The 16,303-nt window shown below is 65.3% G+C and carries 17 protein-coding genes; 12 read left to right on the forward strand and 5 right to left on the reverse strand.

All coding sequences use genetic code 11. The features are described from left to right. Positions 1-36 precede the first annotated feature (36 nt). Positions 37-1,500, reverse strand: coding sequence for a cryptochrome/photolyase family protein (locus NMB41_RS03395; RefSeq protein WP_494381079.1), 1,464 nt, complete (start codon positions 1,498-1,500; stop codon positions 37-39). Positions 1,501-1,762: 262 nt separating this feature from the next. Here NMB41_RS03395 and NMB41_RS03400 point away from each other — a divergent pair, with 262 nt between their 5' ends. The 6 genes from NMB41_RS03400 to NMB41_RS03425 are packed head-to-tail and all read left to right on the forward strand — an operon-like array spanning position 1,763 to position 6,390. Continuing rightward, on the forward strand, positions 1,763-2,416 hold the full coding sequence (locus NMB41_RS03400; protein WP_494381080.1) for a YqgE/AlgH family protein: 654 nt from the start codon (positions 1,763-1,765) through the stop codon (positions 2,414-2,416). Positions 2,417-2,418: 2 nt separating this feature from the next. Next, positions 2,419-2,811 carry a Holliday junction resolvase RuvX gene (ruvX, locus tag NMB41_RS03405; protein ID WP_494381081.1) on the forward strand — a complete coding sequence of 131 codons (393 nt, stop codon included), beginning with the start codon at positions 2,419-2,421 and terminating at the stop codon, positions 2,809-2,811. After that, positions 2,798-3,328, forward strand: a complete 531-nt coding sequence (gene pyrR, locus NMB41_RS03410) for a bifunctional pyr operon transcriptional regulator/uracil phosphoribosyltransferase PyrR (RefSeq protein WP_494381082.1) — start codon at positions 2,798-2,800, stop codon at positions 3,326-3,328. Before ruvX ends, pyrR begins: the two co-directional genes overlap by 14 nt. Then, positions 3,309-4,286 (forward strand): aspartate carbamoyltransferase catalytic subunit, encoded by a 978-nt coding sequence (locus NMB41_RS03415; protein WP_494381083.1) that lies wholly within the window; start codon positions 3,309-3,311, stop codon positions 4,284-4,286. The genes pyrR and NMB41_RS03415 overlap by 20 nt, the downstream gene beginning before the upstream one ends. An 11-nt stretch (positions 4,287-4,297) precedes the next feature. Continuing rightward, the gene (locus tag NMB41_RS03420; protein WP_494381084.1) at positions 4,298-5,578 is read left to right on the forward strand and encodes a dihydroorotase; all 1,281 of its coding nucleotides are present in this window, start codon (positions 4,298-4,300) and stop codon (positions 5,576-5,578) included. Positions 5,579-5,616: 38 nt separating this feature from the next. Continuing rightward, positions 5,617-6,390 carry a lysophospholipid acyltransferase family protein gene (locus tag NMB41_RS03425; RefSeq protein ID WP_494381085.1) on the forward strand — a complete coding sequence of 258 codons (774 nt, stop codon included), beginning with the start codon at positions 5,617-5,619 and terminating at the stop codon, positions 6,388-6,390. A gap of 7 nt (positions 6,391-6,397) precedes the next feature. On the opposite strand, the gene NMB41_RS03430 is transcribed toward NMB41_RS03425, so the two are convergent. Beyond that, positions 6,398-7,249, reverse strand: coding sequence for a symmetrical bis(5'-nucleosyl)-tetraphosphatase (locus NMB41_RS03430; protein ID WP_494381086.1), 852 nt, complete (start codon positions 7,247-7,249; stop codon positions 6,398-6,400). Positions 7,250-7,751: 502 nt separating this feature from the next. Here NMB41_RS03430 and NMB41_RS03435 point away from each other — a divergent pair. The 6 genes from NMB41_RS03435 (at position 7,752) to NMB41_RS03460 (ending at position 13,822) form a co-directional block, all read left to right on the forward strand. After that, positions 7,752-8,852, forward strand: coding sequence for an MraY family glycosyltransferase (locus tag NMB41_RS03435; RefSeq protein ID WP_494381087.1), 1,101 nt, complete (start codon positions 7,752-7,754; stop codon positions 8,850-8,852). Between the two features lie 76 nt (positions 8,853-8,928). After that, complete coding sequence (locus NMB41_RS03440; RefSeq protein ID WP_056343802.1) at positions 8,929-9,240, forward strand: H-NS histone family protein; 312 nt, start codon at positions 8,929-8,931, stop codon at positions 9,238-9,240. 350 nt (positions 9,241-9,590) lie between these two features. Next, positions 9,591-10,976 carry a phosphomannomutase/phosphoglucomutase gene (locus NMB41_RS03445; protein ID WP_494381088.1) on the forward strand — a complete coding sequence of 462 codons (1,386 nt, stop codon included), beginning with the start codon at positions 9,591-9,593 and terminating at the stop codon, positions 10,974-10,976. Positions 10,977-10,988: 12 nt separating this feature from the next. Then, positions 10,989-11,969, forward strand: a complete 981-nt coding sequence (waaC, locus tag NMB41_RS03450; protein WP_494381089.1) for a lipopolysaccharide heptosyltransferase I — start codon at positions 10,989-10,991, stop codon at positions 11,967-11,969. Beyond that, positions 11,966-13,234, forward strand: coding sequence for a lipid IV(A) 3-deoxy-D-manno-octulosonic acid transferase (waaA, locus tag NMB41_RS03455; protein ID WP_494381090.1), 1,269 nt, complete (start codon positions 11,966-11,968; stop codon positions 13,232-13,234). Before waaC ends, waaA begins: the two co-directional genes overlap by 4 nt. Positions 13,235-13,282: 48 nt before the next feature. Continuing rightward, positions 13,283-13,822, forward strand: coding sequence for a YcxB family protein (locus NMB41_RS03460; RefSeq protein WP_494381091.1), 540 nt, complete (start codon positions 13,283-13,285; stop codon positions 13,820-13,822). A 176-nt stretch (positions 13,823-13,998) separates the two neighbouring features. On the opposite strand, the gene NMB41_RS03465 is transcribed toward NMB41_RS03460, so the two are convergent. The 3 genes from NMB41_RS03465 to gmhB all read right to left on the reverse strand — a co-directional run bounded on the left by NMB41_RS03465 (position 13,999) and on the right by gmhB (position 16,300). Further along, complete coding sequence (locus NMB41_RS03465) at positions 13,999-14,928, reverse strand: M48 family metallopeptidase (RefSeq protein ID WP_494381092.1); 930 nt, start codon at positions 14,926-14,928, stop codon at positions 13,999-14,001. Positions 14,929-14,969: 41 nt separating this feature from the next. Beyond that, positions 14,970-15,662 (reverse strand): lysophospholipid acyltransferase family protein, encoded by a 693-nt coding sequence (locus NMB41_RS03470; RefSeq protein WP_494382930.1) that lies wholly within the window; start codon positions 15,660-15,662, stop codon positions 14,970-14,972. Between the two features lie 83 nt (positions 15,663-15,745). Beyond that, positions 15,746-16,300: a D-glycero-beta-D-manno-heptose 1,7-bisphosphate 7-phosphatase gene (gene gmhB / locus NMB41_RS03475; RefSeq protein WP_494381093.1), complete on the reverse strand. Its 555-nt coding sequence runs from the start codon at positions 16,298-16,300 to the stop codon at positions 15,746-15,748. Between the last annotated feature and the right edge of the window lie 3 nt (positions 16,301-16,303).

The raw sequence follows: 16,303 nt of genomic DNA on the forward strand, positions 1-16,303 counted from the left end.
ACGCGTGGGCGGCAGAGCCGCCCACCCTACGTCCTGCTAATCGACGCTGGCTTTGACCACAGCAAACCGCTCCAAGGTCCGCTGCCTCGCCTCCGCATGGTCAACGACCGGCTCCGGATAATCCCTCCCCAGCACAATCCCGCACGCCTTCAGCTCATCCGCCGGCACCAGCCACGGCGCATGGATATCGCGCGCGTCCAGCTTCGCCAGCTGCGGCAAATACTGCCGAATGAATTCCCCCTGCTTATCGAAACGCAGCGACTGCGTGGTCGGATTAAAAATCCTGAACCAGGGCTGCGCATCGCACCCGGTCGACGCCGCCCACTGCCAGCCGCCGACGTTCGAGGCCAGGTCGTAATCGTTCAGCTGGCGCGCGAAATAGCGCTCGCCCCAGCGCCAGTCGATGCCGAGGTCCTTGACCAAAAAACTCGCCGTCACCATGCGCAGCCGGTTGTGCATGAAGCCGGTCGTGTTCAGCTGCAGCATGGCCGCATCCACCAGCGGGAAGCCGGTACGGCCTTCGCACCAGGCGCCGAACAGCGCGGTAGCCGCGTCGCCTGCTTCCCAGGCGACGGCGTCGAACGCCGGCTTGAACGACTGCTGCGCGATGTGCGGATGGTGGAACAGGATCATCGCGTAAAAATCGCGCCAGATCAGTTCCGACAGCCACACCGGCGCGCCGGCGCCGCCGGCGCCATTGGCCATCATCTGCCTGAGCGTGCGCACCAGGTGGCGCACCGAGGTGGTGCCGAAGCGCAGGTGGACCGACAGGCGCGAGGTCGAATCGAGGGCGGGAAAATCGCGCGCCGTGCCGTAGTCGGCCAGGCGCGGCAGGAAGTCCTCGAACAACTGGGTGGCGCCGGACATGCCGGGCGGGGCGGGCAGGGGGCCGTCGTCGAAACCGAGTTCGGCCAGGCTGGGCAGCGGCGTGGCCGGGACCGGCGCGAAGCCGGCCGCATGGGGTTCGATCATCCAGGGTGCGGCGGCTTCCGGCTGCGCGTTCAGGCGCTTGAGCCAGGCGTTTTTATAGGGCGTAAACACCCCGTAGATGCCGCCGGCCAGGGTCAGCACCTCGCTTTTCTCGAAGATGACCTGGTCCTTGAAGCGCAGCAGGGCGCGCCCCTCGGCTTGCAGCGCCTCGGCCACGCGTGCATCGCGGGCGATCGCGTCCGGCTCGTAGTCCTCGTTGAGGTAGACGGCGTTGACGCCCAGTTGCGCCGCTAAGTCAGGGATGAGCTCGTGCGCCGCGCCATGGCGTACCAGCAGGCCGCCGCCCAGTTTGCGCAGCTCGGCATCGAGTTCATGCAGGCTGGCGTGGATGAAACGCACGCGGCGGTCGTCGCGCGGCAACCCGGCGAGGATGGCGGTATCGAACACGAACACGCAGACCACGCTGCCGCCGTGCTGGACGGCGTCGCGCAGGGCGTGGTGCAGGGCGGCGTGGTCGAAAGCGCGCAGGTCGCGGCGGAACCAGACGAGGGACTTGCTTTTCGGAATCATCGTGTTTTCAGTCAACAGGGCGGGCCATTTTACGGGCTAGGATCGATCCGTTGCGCCCTCCAGGCGCCGTACTTGCCGCGCGCAACGGCGCTCACGGTGGCCAGTCGCGCGTTTCAGTGTAAACTATCGAAAAGCCTAATGTTGTTGTCTGGATAGTAGTAACTAAACAGTGGGCTTCGGGAAACCGCGACGGGTGGACGATCCAACGCGCGGCCGGTCGATCGAGGTTCTCCCAGAGAGCGAGCCAACAGAGAGTCAGCGTATGAAGAAAAGCAAAATCGGCACCACTCTGCCCATGGCCGGCCTGCCGCAAGGCGGCGAAACACTCGGCAATATCGGTCCGGCACCGTCAGGGTTGAATTTAGCCAATCATTTCCTCATCGCCATGCCTTCCATGGAAGACCCGATCTTCGGCGGCGCGGTGGTCTACGTCTGCGAGCACAACGAGAAGGGCGTGCTCGGGGTCGTCATCAACAAGCCGACCGACATGACGATGGAGGTGCTGTTCGACCGCATCGACCTGAAACTGTCCGAAGGCTTGCGCTCGCACGTGGTCGACGAGCCGATCATGTTCGGCGGCCCGGTCCAGGACGACCGCGGCTTCGTGCTGCACAGCCCGAGCGGCCGCTATTCGTCCTCGCTCAACGTGACCGAGGAAGTGGCCTTCACCACCTCGATCGACGTGCTCGAGGCGGTCGCCAGCGGCGCCGGTCCGGCGCGCATGCTGGTCTCGATCGGCTACGCCGGCTGGAGCCCGGGCCAGCTCGAGGAAGAACTCTCGCGCAACGGCTGGCTCACCGTCGGCGCCGATGCGCACGTGCTGTTCGACCTGCCGATCGAGGAACGCTACAACGCCGCCATCAAACTACTGGGCATCGACCCGATGATGCTCGCCGCCGAGGCCGGCCATGCGTGACAATGGTTGACATCGTTTTCGGCTTCGATTTCGGCATCAAGCGTATCGGTATCGCGATGGGCAATACGCTCACCGGGCAGGCCCAGCCTCTCACGGTGGTCAACGCCATCGACAACGCCACCCGCTTCACCACCATCGGCAAGCTGATCGGCGAGTGGCGCCCGGCGCGTTTGGTCGTCGGCGAGCCGCGCCATCCCGACGGCGCCGAGCACGACATGACCCTGCGCGCGCGCCGCTTCGCCAACCAGCTGCACGGACGCTTCGACCTGCCCGTCGAGCTGGTCGACGAGCGCTATTCGTCCGTCGTGATTCCCGCCAAGCGCGGCGAGATCATCGACGCCAAGGCCGCCGCCATCATTTTGCAACAATACTTTGACGATCATGCCAACAACTAATCAAGACTTCGATGCCGAGGCGCTGTACCGCGACCTGCTCGAACAGGTGCGCGCCGGCCTTGCCAGCGCACCCGATGCCGCCATCGTCGGCATCCACTCGGGCGGCGCCTGGCTGGCCGAACGGCTTGCCGCCGACCTCGACCTGAAAGCGCGGCTCGGCTTCATCGACGTCTCGTTCTACCGCGACGACTATGCGAAGAAGGGCCTGCATCCGGACGTGAAGCCGACCCACATCGGCTTCAACGTCGACGGCGCCACCATCCTGCTGGTCGACGACGTGCTCTACACGGGCCGCACCACGCGCGCCGCGATCAACGTGCTGTTCGACTACGGCCGCCCGGCCTGCATCAAGCTGGCGGCGCTGGCCGACCGCGGCGGGCGCGAGCTTCCCGTGGCGCCCGATTTCGTCGGCGTGACCACCACGCTCGCAGACAAGCAGCTGCTGTCGCTGGCCCGCGACGCAAGCGGTCAACTCTCGCTCACGATCGAAGACGACAATGCCGAAACTGTACAATAATCCGCAACTGAACAAGAACGGCGAGCTGCAGCACCTGCTCACCATCGAAGGCCTGCCCAAGTCCATCGTCAACCACATCCTCGACACCGCGCAGAGTTTCGTCGGCATCTCCGACCGCGAAGTGAAGAAGGTGCCGCTCATGCGCGGCAAGAGCGTGTTCAACCTCTTCTTCGAAAACAGCACGCGCACCCGCACCACCTTCGAGATCGCTTCCAAGCGCCTGTCGGCCGACGTCATCAACCTCAATATCCAGGCTTCGTCGACCACCAAGGGCGAGTCGCTGCTCGACACCATCGACAACCTGGCTGCCATGCATGCCGACATGTTCGTGGTGCGCCATGCGCAGTCGGGCGCGCCTTACCTGATCGCCAAGCACCTCAACGACAGCGGCCGCAAGGAGATCCACGTGGTCAACGCCGGCGACGGGCGCCATGCGCACCCGACGCAGGGCCTGCTCGACATGTACACGATCCGCCACTACAAGCAGGATTTCACGAACCTGCGCGTGGCCATCGTCGGCGACATCCTGCACAGCCGCGTGGCGCGTTCGGACATCCATGCCTTGACCACCCTGGGCGTGCCGGAAGTGCGCGCCATCGGCCCGCAGACGCTGCTGCCGAGCGGCCTGGAACACATGGGCGTGCGCGTGTTTAACAACATGGACGAGGGACTGAAAGACGTCGACGTCATCATCATGCTGCGCCTGCAGAACGAACGCATGTCGGGCGCGCTGCTGCCCTCGGCCCAGGAGTATTTCAAGAGCTATGGCCTGACGCCCGAGCGCCTGGCGCTGGCCAAGCCCGACGCCATCGTGATGCACCCGGGACCGATGAACCGCGGCGTCGAGATCGACTCGGCGGTGGCCGACGGCAAGCAGGCCGTGATCCTGCCGCAGGTGACCTTCGGCATTGCGGTGCGCATGGCAGTGATGAGTATTTTGGCGGGAGGCAGGGCGTGAACTTCGCACGGATGAAACTACATATCAAGAACGGGCGCCTGATCGACCCGGCAAACAGCATCGACCGCGTCACGGACCTGTTCGTCGCCGACGGCAAGGTGCTGGCGGTGGGCGATGCGCCCGCGGGCTTCACGGCCGATACCACCTTCGACGCCAGCGGCCTGGTGGTCGCCCCCGGCCTGGTCGACCTCTCGGCGCGCCTGCGCGAGCCGGGCTATGAATACAAGGCGACGCTGGAGTCCGAAATGCGCGCCGCGGTGCAGGGCGGCGTGACCACGCTGGTCTGCCCGCCCGACACCGACCCGGTGTTGGATGAGCCGGGCCTGGTCGAGATGCTGAAACACCGCGCGCGCAACCTCGATCTGGCCCACGTGCACCCGCTGGGCGCGCTGACCATGGGCCTGAGGGGCGAAGCCCTGACCGAGATGGCCGAGCTCACCGAAGCCGGCTGCATCGGCTTCGCCCAGGCCGAGGTGCCGATCCTCGACACCAACGTCCTGCTGCGCGCCCTGCAATACGCCAAAACCTTCGGCTACACCGTCTGGCTGCGTGCGCAGGATCCGCACATCGGCCGCGGCGGCGTCGCCCACAGCGGCCCGCTGGCCACGCGCCTGGGCCTGTCGGGCGTGCCGGTGATGGCCGAGACCATCGCGCTGAACACGATTTTCGAACTGGTGCGCTCCACCGGCGCGCGCGTGCACCTGTGCCGGATCTCGTCCGCCGCGGGCCTGGCCCTGGTGCGGGCGGCGAAAAAGGAAGGCCTGCCGGTCAGCTGCGACGTCGGCGTGCACCACCTGCACATGACCGACGCCGACATCGGCTTCTTCGACTCCAACGCGCGCCTGACGCCGCCGCTGCGCAGCGGCCGCGACCGCGACGCGATCACCGCGGGCCTGCTGGACGGCACGATCGACGCCGTCTGCTCGGACCACACGCCGGTCGACGACGACGAAAAGCTGCTGCCTTTCGCCGAAGCCTCGCCTGGCGCCACCGGCCTGGAGCTGCTGCTTTCCTTGATGCTGAAATGGGCGCAGGAGCAGCACGGCAGCGACGCCTTGCCGCTGGCGCTGGCCAAGGTCACGGCCCATGCGGCGCGTACCGCCGGGTTGCCGGCCGGGCAGCTGGGCGTGGGCGCGCAAGCCGACATCGTGCTGTTCGACCCGGAGACGCGCTGGCTGGTGAATGGCGCGGCGCTGGCCAGCCAGGGCAAGCACACGCCTTTCCTTGGCTATGAGCTCACCGGACAGGTGAAAGCCACCGTCGTCGGCGGGCGCATCGCTTACCAGCGTTAACCGGTACGCGGGGCGCAAGCCCCGCTTTTTTATTTGCCATGACTCGACTTCGCCTTGCCTGGCGCCTCGCGCGCCTGACCGTCCACCTGCTTGCGGGCCTGGCGACCTGCGCGCTTGTCTTTCCCTGGGCGCGCCGCGGCCTGCGCGACGCGGCCACACGGCGCTGGTCGCGCCGGCTGCTGGCCATCTGCAACGTGCGGGTAGAGGCGGCGCCCGGCGCCGCGCCGCTCGAGCATGCGCTGTTCGTGGCGAACCACATCTCCTGGCTCGACATCTTCGTCATCAATTCGCTGTATCCCTGCCGCTTCGTGGCCAAGTCCGAAATCCGCGCCTGGCCGGTGCTGGGCTGGCTGGCGGCGGCGGCCGGCACGGTCTTCATCGCGCGCGGCAACCGGCGCGAACTGCGCCATATCTTCAAGGGGATCGTAACGGTGCTGGGGCAGGGCGAGCGGGTCGCCTTCTTCCCGGAAGGGACCGTCGCCCAGCAGGGCACGGTGCTGCCGTTCCACGCCAACCTGTTCGAGGCGGCGATCGATGCGCGCGTGGCGGTGCAGCCCTGCGCGCTGGCCTATCTCGACGAGGCGGGTAATTGGCACCGCGGCGTCGACTACACGGGCGACGTGAGTTTCGGCGACAGCATCGTCACCATCCTGCAAGGTCCGCAGGTAAGGGCGCGCCTGGCTTGCCTGGCGCCCCTGGCAGGCGCCGGCGCGCACCGCAGGGAATTGGCTCAGGCCGCGCACGACGCGATCCAGGCGGCCCTGGTGCCTGCCGCCCGGCCGGCCGAGCCAGCGCCGCTGCCGGGCCGCTGAGAGCGCTCTAGGCCTTGCCGGCGTGCGGCCGGTATTCGGGGCAGTCCACCTGCAGCAGGCCGCGGTCGTCCAGGCACACGGCGGTAAGCTTGCCGCCCCAGACGCAGCCGCTGTCCAGACCCACCAGGTTCGGGCGCAGGATCAGGCCCAGCGCCGACCAGTGGCCGAACACCACCGTCACATCCATCGTGCGCCGCCCCGGCAGGTCGAACCAGGGCAGCAGGCCCGATCCGATCGGTCCGCTCTCGCTTTCCTTGTGCGCGAAATCCATGGTCCCGTCGGGCAGGCACAGGCGCATGCGCGTCAGGGCGTTCACGATGCAGCGCAGGCGCTCCATGCCGGTCAAGCTGTCGTCCCAGCGGTCCGGCTGGTTGCCGTACATATTGGCCAGGAAATCGACCCAGCCGTCGCCGCGCAGCACCTCCTCGACCTCGTTGGCCAGGGCCATCGTCTGGGCCGCGTCCCACTGCGGCGCCACCCCGGCATGCACCAGCAGATGGGCATCGACGAACATCGCCAGCGGCCGCCCGCGCAGCCAGGCCATCAGCTCGTCGCGGTCGGACGCGGCCAGGATCTCGTCGAGGGTGTCGGACTTGCTCGCCGCCTGCGCGCCGGCGGCCACCGCCAGCAGGTGCAGGTCGTGGTTGCCGAGCAGGGCCTCGACCCGGCCGGCGCTGGTTTCGGCCAGCGCCTTCATGCGCCGCAGCGCCAGCAGCGACTCCGGTCCGCGGTTGATCAGGTCGCCCACAAACAGGATGCGCGCGTGGGTACCGGCGCCGGCGTCGCTGGCGATCTTCTCGAGCAGGGCTTCGGCTTCGTGGGCGCAACCCTGCAGGTCGCCTATGACATAGGTTTTCATGGTCTGTATTCCAGTCCCGCCGCCGTGGGCGCCGTGGAGATTATTCTGTTGAATGCCGCCGGCGCAGCTGTGCGATCGGATAGTGTGCTTTGGAGGGCATACTAAATGATTTTGCCCGGGGCCGTTGTCCGTCGGGGACGGCCGGCCTCGCCGGTGCCGGCGCAATAGCGGACCGTTGATTATCCTGGCCGGACAGGACTTATTCCGTTTCCGGCAATTGACGGGCGAGCACGGCTCAATTTGCCGTGCAACTTTTTAGTGCGCAGCCTTGCCGATCGAATCGCATTTTCGATACGCCGCCGCACGCGATCTGGCGCAATTTCCAACACTGCCCATGCGGTAAACTGGCGTGCCCGGGAACAGGGCCGTTATCCGGTTAGAATAGATTCGAGGTCTTGACGCTCCTGGCCTCATTGCAAGCATGTTGACGTGCATCCTCCAGCGCCGCCGCAGTATGCCTGGGGGGCGGCCGCCCGTCGCGCCATGACACCGCGGGATATCCATGTTTTCATTCTTTGTCAGCTTCGTCTGTTCGGCCCTGCTGACCCTGCTCGTGATCAAGCAGGCGAAACTGCATGGACCGGCGCTCGATACCGACTTCAAAGGCGTCCAGCGCGCGCACACATACCTGGTAGCGCGCATAGGCGGCTTGCCGATCTATCTGTCGGTGGTATTTGCCGCAGCCATCTCGATCTGGCGCCAGCCGGCGCTGCTGGAATTGCTGCCCCTATTGCTGCTGTGCGCATTTGTCGCCTTTATCGGCGGCGTGCTCGAGGACTATACGGGCGCGGTGCGGCCATCGCGCCGCTTATTGCTGACAATGGCCGGTGCTGCGCTCGCGTATTGGCTGCTCGACGCAAAAATCCAGCGCATCGACCTGCCGTTCAGCCTCGTCATCCTCGCGTCCGGCTGGCTTGCATTGCCGCTGACGGTATTGGCGGTGGCGGGAATCGCGAACGCCGTGAATATCATCGACGGCTTCAATGGACTGGCAAGCATGGTCACGATCTGCATGCTGTTGTCATTGGCCTATGTGGCGTTGCAGGTAGACGACATGTTCATCCTCATTACCGCCCTGATGGTGGCCGGTGCAACGGCCGGCTTCCTGATCTGGAATTATCCGGTAGGCCTGATTTTCCTCGGCGACGGTGGTGCCTATTTCATCGGATTCATGCTCGGCGAACTGGCCCTGCTGCTGGTCATGCGCAATCCGGAAGTGTCGACCTGGTACGCGGCACTGCTGCTCATTTATCCTGCATTCGAAACGATTTTTTCAGCTTATCGGCGCATGTTTGTGCGCGGGAAATCGCCGGCGGTACCCGACGGTATTCACTTGCACAGCCTTATTTTCAGGCGTATTGTCAGGTGGACCGTAGGGAAAAAAGAAGCACGTGCGCTGCTCCAGCGTAATGCGCGCACTTCGCCTTATTTGTGGCTCTTTTCACTGATGGCAGTCATCCCTGCTACATTGTTCTGGCAGAATACAATCGTCTTGATAGTATTCTGTTTATTGTTCGTTATCAGCTACCTGTGGTTGTATGCGCGTATTGTTCGATTCAAGTCCCCTAGATGGCTGATTTGGCGCAAGAAGGACTGGCAATAAATTGCCAATGTAGTATATTGCGACATTTGGTGAGAATTCACCTGAATTGGATTAACCCAACTTTTGAGGAACGATGATGGATCTGTCAAATATGTCGGTTGGCGATTTGCGCAACCTGCAGGAACAAATCAAGCAGGAAATGAAACAGCGTGAGCATCAGGAAGTGCAGCAGGCACGCGAGCAGATCCTGGCTATCGCTCAAAAGGTTGGCGTTCCGCTGAAAGACCTGATCAATACGCCGGCACGCGGAACCAAAACCGGTTCGGTCGCAGTGCGTTATCGCCACCCGGACAATTCGTCGCAGCAGTGGACCGGTCGCGGCCGTCAGCCTAAGTGGGTCAAGGAATGGGTTGAAGGCGGAAAATCCCTGGACAAGCTGCGCGTGTGATTGGAACCTCGATAAACCTACTGCGCGTCGAACTGTCGGCCTGCGGTGCTCGCTGTACAGTCGTACAGCTCCGCTCCTCGGCCAACATTTCTTCCGCTCGCTACGGTTTCTCGAGGTCCCGTTAAGCTAACTCTGTTCCGCTTTTAGAACATCGAGAAGCTGAAGTGCGAATCGTTTCACGTTACTAGCGCTCGCTGGTAACTCTCCAGCCGGCCAGTGGGATTACCCATTGGCCGCGCTTGCCGCTACAATACCCTCTGTTTTGTCATCCTCTTATCATTGGCGTTTGCCGCCCTCCGTATTGGCGGAGTGGGCCGAGCACGACGGCGCCCGACTTTTCAAGGTAGAACATGGTTGCTCTTTCAAAAACGATTTTCAAGGCGTATGACATCCGCGGCGTCATCGGCAGCACCCTCGACGAAGGCGTGGCACGCTCGATCGGCCAGGCGTTCGGCCAGGCGTCGCTGGCCAAGGGTGAGCGCAAGGTCGTGATCGGCCGCGATGGCCGCCTGTCGGGTCCTGCGCTGACCGCCGCGCTGGCCGAAGGCTTGCAGGCCGCCGGCGTCGACGTCATCGACCTCGGCATGGTCGCCACCCCCATGGTCTACTTCGCCACCAATGTCCTCGAAGGCACGCGCTCGGGCATCATGGTCACCGGCAGCCACAACCCGCCGGACTACAACGGCTTCAAGATGGTGCTCGCCAGCGAAGCGATCCACGGCGAAGCGATCACCGCGCTGTACGACAGCATCCAGGCGCACGACGGCAGCAGCGCCGCCGCGCCCGGCAGCTACAGCACCCACGACATCCGCGCGGCCTACCTCGAGCGCATCATTGGCGACGTCAAGGTAGCGCGCCCGATCAAGATCGCGGTCGACTGCGGCAATGGCGTGGCCGGCGCCTTCGCGGGCGACCTGTACCGCGGCATGGGTTGCGAAGTCGTCGAACTGTTCTGCGAAGTCGACGGCCACTTCCCGAACCACCACCCGGACCCGGCACACCCTGAAAACCTGCAGGACCTGATCCGCGCGCTGCAAACGAGCGACGCCGAGATCGGCCTGGCCTTTGACGGCGACGGCGACCGCCTCGGCATCGTCACCAAGGACGGCCAGATCATTTATCCGGACCGTCAGATGATGCTGTTCGCGGCCGATGTGTTGTCGCGCAACCCGGGCGCCGAGATCCTGTATGACGTCAAATGCACGCGCCACCTGGCGCCCTACATCGAGCAGCACGGCGGCCGTCCGCTGATGTACAAGACCGGCCACTCGCTGGTGAAAGCCAAGCTGCGCGAAACCGGCGCCCCGCTGGGCGGCGAAATGAGCGGCCACATCTTCTTCAAGGACCGCTGGTACGGCTTCGACGACGGCCTGTATTCGGGCGCGCGCATGCTCGAGCTGTTGACCAGAACGGACGACCCGTCGGCATTGCTGAACGCGCTGCCGATGGCGATCAGCACCCCGGAACTGCACCTGCACCTGAACGAAGGCGAGAACTTCGCCCTGATCGACAAGCTGCGCACCGATGCCACCTTCCCGAGCTCCGAGAAGATCAACGACATCGACGGCCTGCGCGTCGAGTACCCGGACGGCTTCGGCCTGGCCCGCTCCTCGAACACGACCCCGGTCGTGGTGCTGCGTTTCGAGGGCGAGACGCCGGAAGCGCTGGCACGCATCCAGGACGAGTTCCGCAGCGTGATCCTGGCCGCCAAGCCGGACGCCAAGCTGCCGTTCTGACGCGGGGCCGGTGTGAAGATCCTGCTGGTGCGGGTGTCGTCCCTGGGCGACGTCCTGCACAACCTGCCGATGGTGGCCGACATCCTGCGCCACCATCCGCAGGCGACGATCGACTGGGTGGTCGAAGAGGGCTATGTCAGCCTGGTGCGCCTGAATTCCAGGGTTCGCAAAATCATTCCGTTCGCGCTGCGGCGCTGGCGCAAAGGTTTGCGTAACCCGAGTGTGCGCGCCGAGATCAAGGCCTTCTTGCGCACCCTGCGCGAAGAAGAATACGACTTCGTCTTCGACACCCAGGGCCTCCTGAAAACCGGGATCGTCATGGGCGGCGCACGCGTCAAGCGCGGCGGGCGCAAGGTGGGACTGGCCAACGGCAGCGAGGGTTCCGGCTACGAAGGCATCTCGCGCCTGTTCCATACCGAGAGCATTCCGCTCGACCCGCGTACCCACGCCGTTGCACGCGGGCGCCTGGTGGCGGGCGCGGCGCTCGGCTATCCGGTCGACACGGCCCCCGATTTCGGCCTGCCGCCGCCAGCGGCCGCGCAGCGCCCCGACTGGCTGCCGGCCGAGGACTACGCCGTCTTCTTCCACGGCACCGCACGCGACGCCAAGAAGTGGGCGAGCGCCAACTGGATCGCCACCGGGCTGGCACTGGCGCCGATGCCGGTCCTGCTGCCCTGGGGCTCCGAGGCCGAAAAACGCGAAGCCGAGGCCTTGGCCGCGCAGCTGCCGAACGCGCGCGTGCTGCCCAAACTGTCGATGATGGACGCCGTGACCCTGGCACAGCAGGCCGCGCTGGCCATTGGCGTCGACACCGGCCTGACCCATATCGCGGCGGCCTTCTACCGGCCGACCGTGGAGATCTATGCCGATTCGCCGAAGTGGAAGACCGAGGGCAACTGGTCGCCCTGCATCGTCAACCTCGGCGACAAGGGCGTGCCGCCATCGAGCGGCGAGGTGATCGCCGCCGCGCGGCGCCTGCTGGGCGCGCGATGAACCGCCCGCTGTACTCTTTCCTGTGGTGGCTGGCGCTGCCGCTGGTGCTGGCGCGCCTGTGGTGGCGCGGGCGCAAGGAGCCGGGCTATCGCGCGCACCTGGGCGAACGCCTCGGCCTGTACGGCGCGCCGCTCCCCGCGCGCAGGACCTTCATGGTGCACGCCGTCTCGGTGGGCGAGACGCGCGCCGCCGAGCCGCTGGTCGAAGCGCTGCTGGCTCAATGGCCCGACAGCCGCGTGCTCCTGACCCACATGACGCCCACCGGCCGCGCCACCGGGCGCGCGCTGTTCGCGCAGCACGGCGAGCGCGTGATCCAGTCTTATCTTCCCTACGACACCGGCTTCATGGTGCGCCGCTTCCTGCGCCATTTCGCGCCGCGCATCTGCATCCTGATGGAGACCGAAGTCTGGCCCAACCTGATCGCCGGCTGCGCCGCGCAACAGGTGCCGGTGGCGTTGGTGAACGCGCGCCTGTCGGAGCGCTCGCTGCGCCGCGGCCAGCGTTTCGGCACCCTGATGTCGGGCGCGGCGCGCGCGATCACGACGGTCGCTGCCCAGACCGAACTCGATGCCGAGCGCATCCGCTCGCTCGGCGCGCCCAAGGTGGCCGTGACCGGCAGCATCAAGTTCGACGTCGTGCCGCCCCAGGCGGCGCTCGATACCGGCGCCTGGCTGCGCGCGCATTTTGCACAGCGCCCGGTGCTGCTGTGCGCCAGCACGCGCGAAGGCGAAGAGGCGCTGATCCTGGACGCCTACACGCGCCTGGAAAACCGGCCGGCCGGCATGCTGCTGGCGATCGTGCCGCGCCACCCGCAGCGTTTCGGCGAAGTCGAGCAACTGGTGCCCGCACGCGGCCTGTCGGTCCAGCGCCGTTCCGCGATCGGCGACGGTGCGGTCGACGCCGACGTCCTGCTCGGTGACTCGATGGGCGAGATGTTCGCCTATTACGCGGCCTGCGACTGCGCCTTCATCGGCGGCAGCCTGCTGCCGCTGGGCGGGCAGAATTTGATCGAGGCCTGCGCGCTGGGCAAACCGGTACTCGTCGGCGAGCACACGTTCAACTTCCTCGACGCCACCGAGGAAGCGGTCGCGGCTGGTGCGGCCCTGCGCGCGGCGGACGCCGACAGCCTGCTGGCGCAAGCCGTGCGGCTTTTATGCGACGCGCATGAGCGCACGAAAATGGGTAGCAATGCGGCGGAATTTGCAAGCCGCCATCGTGGCGCGACCCTGCGCACTGTTGAACTCCTGCAACGGGAATTCCATTAGGTTTTGTTACCATTGTTTTTTGAGTTCGGTAGAAAAAAGGGGGCGCGCATGTCGTCATTAAATCACCCGGAGCCGGGCGGCAGCGGCAAGCCGATGGCCATGATGGCGCATGGCGCAGCTGACGGCGCCAATGACGGTTTCTATGGTGCGTCCAAAGCGTCTGCTTTGCCGGCGCTCGGTACGGCGCTGGGCGACCTGCATTTCTTTGTGCGCTATTCGCTGCGCGAGTACACCGCCTTCATGTGGCAGCACGGCGGCTTCCTGATCCGCCGCCGCCGCGTCGCCTGGCCGGCCAGTCTCTACCTGCGCGTCAAGAGCACCGCCAGCGCGGCCTTCAATTTCGTGATGCTCGGGCGCGGTCGCCGCACCTACGAATTCACCATCGACGAACACGGCATCGTGCGCACCAGCGGCGGCGTAACGCTCATTAACTGGGCCGACGTGATGGCCGTGCGCACCTATTCGCGCGGCTTCATGATGGTGTTGAAGCGCGGGACGCTGCCGATTCCATATCGCTGTTTGAACGAAGCGCAGCGCGGCGCGATGCGCGGGCTGGCGGAGGCGAGGCGGGATCATTTGCTGAACTAGAACGCCTAGTGGCAGGCGTTTCAGGAGCGCGGGCGTTCGCTGAACGCGTGGGCCTCGGCGGCCCCGCGGAAACCCGCCCACCCTACGGGTCATAGGTACACGTCAACGAAGGGATGTAGCGTGGGCGGGTCCCCCGCCCACGCGTTCAACCAGCTTCAATTCAGCCGATCAACCGATCAATCGGTAAACAACACCGGCATCTCATGCGACCTGCGCCGCAACTCCAGGCGCGCCCCATCGTAATCCGCATACACCTCACCGACGACCGCCCAGAACTGCGGGCTGTGGTTCATCTCGCGCAGGTGCGCCAGTTCGTGCACGACCACATAATCGACCAGCGGCAGCGCGTAGTGCACCAGGCGCCAGTTCAGGCGGATGCTGCCGCCCACCGTGCATGAACCCCAGCGCGTGCCGGCCGAGGACAGGGTCAGGGCGCTGTAGCGCACGGCCAGCTGCGGCGCGTAGAAGTCGAGGCGCTCGGTAAACAAACGCTTTGCCTCGGCCTGGAACCAGATCTTGACGCGCTCCTTCACCTGCCACTCGGACAGGCCCGGCGTCACGCCCACATTCAGTTCGCGCGCCTCGGAATCGAATACGCAATGGCTGCGCGCCGCCGGCTGCAGGCGCAAGGTGATCTCGCCGCCCAAATAGGGCAGGCGCGCGCCGTCTTCCCAGACCAGCGGCGCGCGCTCGGCGCGTTTTGCGCGCCGTTCGCCGCGTTCGTGCAGCTTGGTCAGGATCCAGCGCTGCTTGGCGCGGATTGCGTTGTCGATGTCGGGCAGGATGGCGCGCCGCGGCGCCGTCACGTGCAGGCCGTCGTCGTCGATCATGAAGCCGATCGAGCGGCGCGCCGAGCGTTTCAGTTCGTAGTCGACGGCGTAGTGGCCCAGCACGATGCGGCGCAGGGGCGGATCGTCGGCGGTGCGTGGCGGGGAGGGCAGGTTGATGCGCGGCGGGGCCGGCGGCGCCTTGAACAGGGGCTGCGGCGGCACCGGCTTGGCGGACAGCGTCAGGGGTGCGTCCAGCACCCGCTGGAACGGGTCCGGTGCGCTTGCGGCTGATGCGAACAAATCGAGTTGGGGCCCGGCGATCTTCGGGGAATTCATTTCATGCAATGGAGGTGCTGTGATCAGGCCGCCAACTTCGTTCAGCCATCGGTGTAGACGTGGGGCGAAATGACGCGCATTTCTGATTCTATCCAATTTTCGACCTCTTGCATCAGGCTCTCGGGGGTGTGGTGTTCTGGCGATATCGGTTTGCCGATCGAGACCGTCACGAGTCCCGGCCGCTTGATGAACGAATTCTTCGGCCAGCACTCACCTGAATTATGCGCGATCGGGACGACAACGGCTTGGGTTTCGACAGCGAGACGTGCCCCACCGCTCTTGTACTTTCCCTTTTTTCCAACAGGGATGCGCGTCCCCTCCGGGAACATGATGATCCACTGGCCATCGGCCAGGCGCCGCTTGCCGTGGCGGACCACGTGGGCAAAGGCGTTCTTGCCTTCGCTGCGGTCGATCGGAATCATGCGCAGCAGCGCCATCGCCCAGCCGAAGAAGGGGATGTACAGGATTTCCTTCTTGAAGACGAAGACCAGCGGGCGGATCAGGTTCGGCAGCAGGAAGATGGTCTCCCAGGCCGACTGGTGTTTCGAGAGCACGATCGCCGGCGCGTCCGGCAGGTTCTCATAGCCCTTGAACTTGTAGCGGATGCCGCAGATGACCTTCAGGCACCAGATGATGAAGACGTTCCAGCGCGAGGTGACCCAGAAGCGCTTGTTGTACGGAAGCGGGGCGACCAGGAAGCAGACGCAGGCCCAGACCACGGTGGCCAGCACCATCACGACGGTAAACAGGAGGGATCGCAGGAAGGGGACGACGTTGCGCAAGAAGGACTCTCTTTATTGGGTAATGGATTGGTGATTCAGCCGTTGGTGCGCGGCGCCGCCTTGAGCAGCGTCGTGACCATCGCCGCCAGGTCGGGGAAGACCTGGGTACCGGGCGGCAGGCCCCCGGTCTCCTGGGTTTTCTCGCCCTTGCCGGTCAGGACCAGGTTGGGCAGGCAGCCTTTGACATAGCCGGCCTGCAGGTCGCGCAGCGAGTCGCCGACCGTCGGCACGCCCTTCAGGCTGACCTTGAAACGCTTGCTGATCTCCTCGAACATGCCGGCCTTGGGCTTCCTGCAGTCGCAGTTGTCGACGGCCGCATGCGGGCAGAAGAACACCGCGTCGATGTCGGCGCCAACCTGCTGGGCGGCGTTGTGCATCTTCTGGTGGATCGCGTTCAGGGTCGGCATGTCGAACAGTTCGCGCGCGATGCCGGACTGGTTCGAGGCGATGATGACGCGGTAGCCGGCCTGGTTCAGGCGTGCGATCGCCTCGAGCGAGCCGGGGATCGGAATCCACTCGGCCGGGCTCTTGATGAAATCCGGCGAGTCATGGTTGATGACCCCGTCGCGGTCGAGGATGATCAGCTTCATGGT

Source organism: Massilia sp. FBCC-B171 (genome assembly GCF_059134155.1).

Bases quoted from the DNA above. Each gene is read 5' to 3' on its own strand.
- NMB41_RS03460 (WP_494381091.1), top strand. From the start codon at position 13,283: ATGTCGTCATTAAATCACCCGGAGCCGGGCGGCAGCGGCAAGCCGATG.
- NMB41_RS03440 (WP_056343802.1), top strand. From the start codon at position 8,929: ATGGATCTGTCAAATATGTCGGTTGGCGATTTGCGCAACCTGCAGGAA.
- NMB41_RS03445 (WP_494381088.1), top strand. From the start codon at position 9,591: ATGGTTGCTCTTTCAAAAACGATTTTCAAGGCGTATGACATCCGCGGC.
- waaA (WP_494381090.1), top strand. From the start codon at position 11,966: ATGAACCGCCCGCTGTACTCTTTCCTGTGGTGGCTGGCGCTGCCGCTG.
- ruvX (WP_494381081.1), top strand. From the start codon at position 2,419: ATGGTTGACATCGTTTTCGGCTTCGATTTCGGCATCAAGCGTATCGGT.
- NMB41_RS03435 (WP_494381087.1), top strand. From the start codon at position 7,752: ATGTTTTCATTCTTTGTCAGCTTCGTCTGTTCGGCCCTGCTGACCCTG.
- NMB41_RS03400 (WP_494381080.1), top strand. From the start codon at position 1,763: ATGAAGAAAAGCAAAATCGGCACCACTCTGCCCATGGCCGGCCTGCCG.
- NMB41_RS03470 (WP_494382930.1), bottom strand. From the start codon at position 15,662: ATGGTGCTGGCCACCGTGGTCTGGGCCTGCGTCTGCTTCCTGGTCGCC.
- pyrR (WP_494381082.1), top strand. From the start codon at position 2,798: ATGCCAACAACTAATCAAGACTTCGATGCCGAGGCGCTGTACCGCGAC.
- NMB41_RS03420 (WP_494381084.1), top strand. From the start codon at position 4,298: ATGAAACTACATATCAAGAACGGGCGCCTGATCGACCCGGCAAACAGC.
- NMB41_RS03415 (WP_494381083.1), top strand. From the start codon at position 3,309: ATGCCGAAACTGTACAATAATCCGCAACTGAACAAGAACGGCGAGCTG.
- gmhB (WP_494381093.1), bottom strand. From the start codon at position 16,300: ATGAAGCTGATCATCCTCGACCGCGACGGGGTCATCAACCATGACTCG.
- NMB41_RS03430 (WP_494381086.1), bottom strand. From the start codon at position 7,249: ATGAAAACCTATGTCATAGGCGACCTGCAGGGTTGCGCCCACGAAGCC.
- NMB41_RS03465 (WP_494381092.1), bottom strand. From the start codon at position 14,928: ATGAATTCCCCGAAGATCGCCGGGCCCCAACTCGATTTGTTCGCATCA.
- NMB41_RS03425 (WP_494381085.1), top strand. From the start codon at position 5,617: ATGACTCGACTTCGCCTTGCCTGGCGCCTCGCGCGCCTGACCGTCCAC.
- NMB41_RS03395 (WP_494381079.1), bottom strand. From the start codon at position 1,500: ATGATTCCGAAAAGCAAGTCCCTCGTCTGGTTCCGCCGCGACCTGCGC.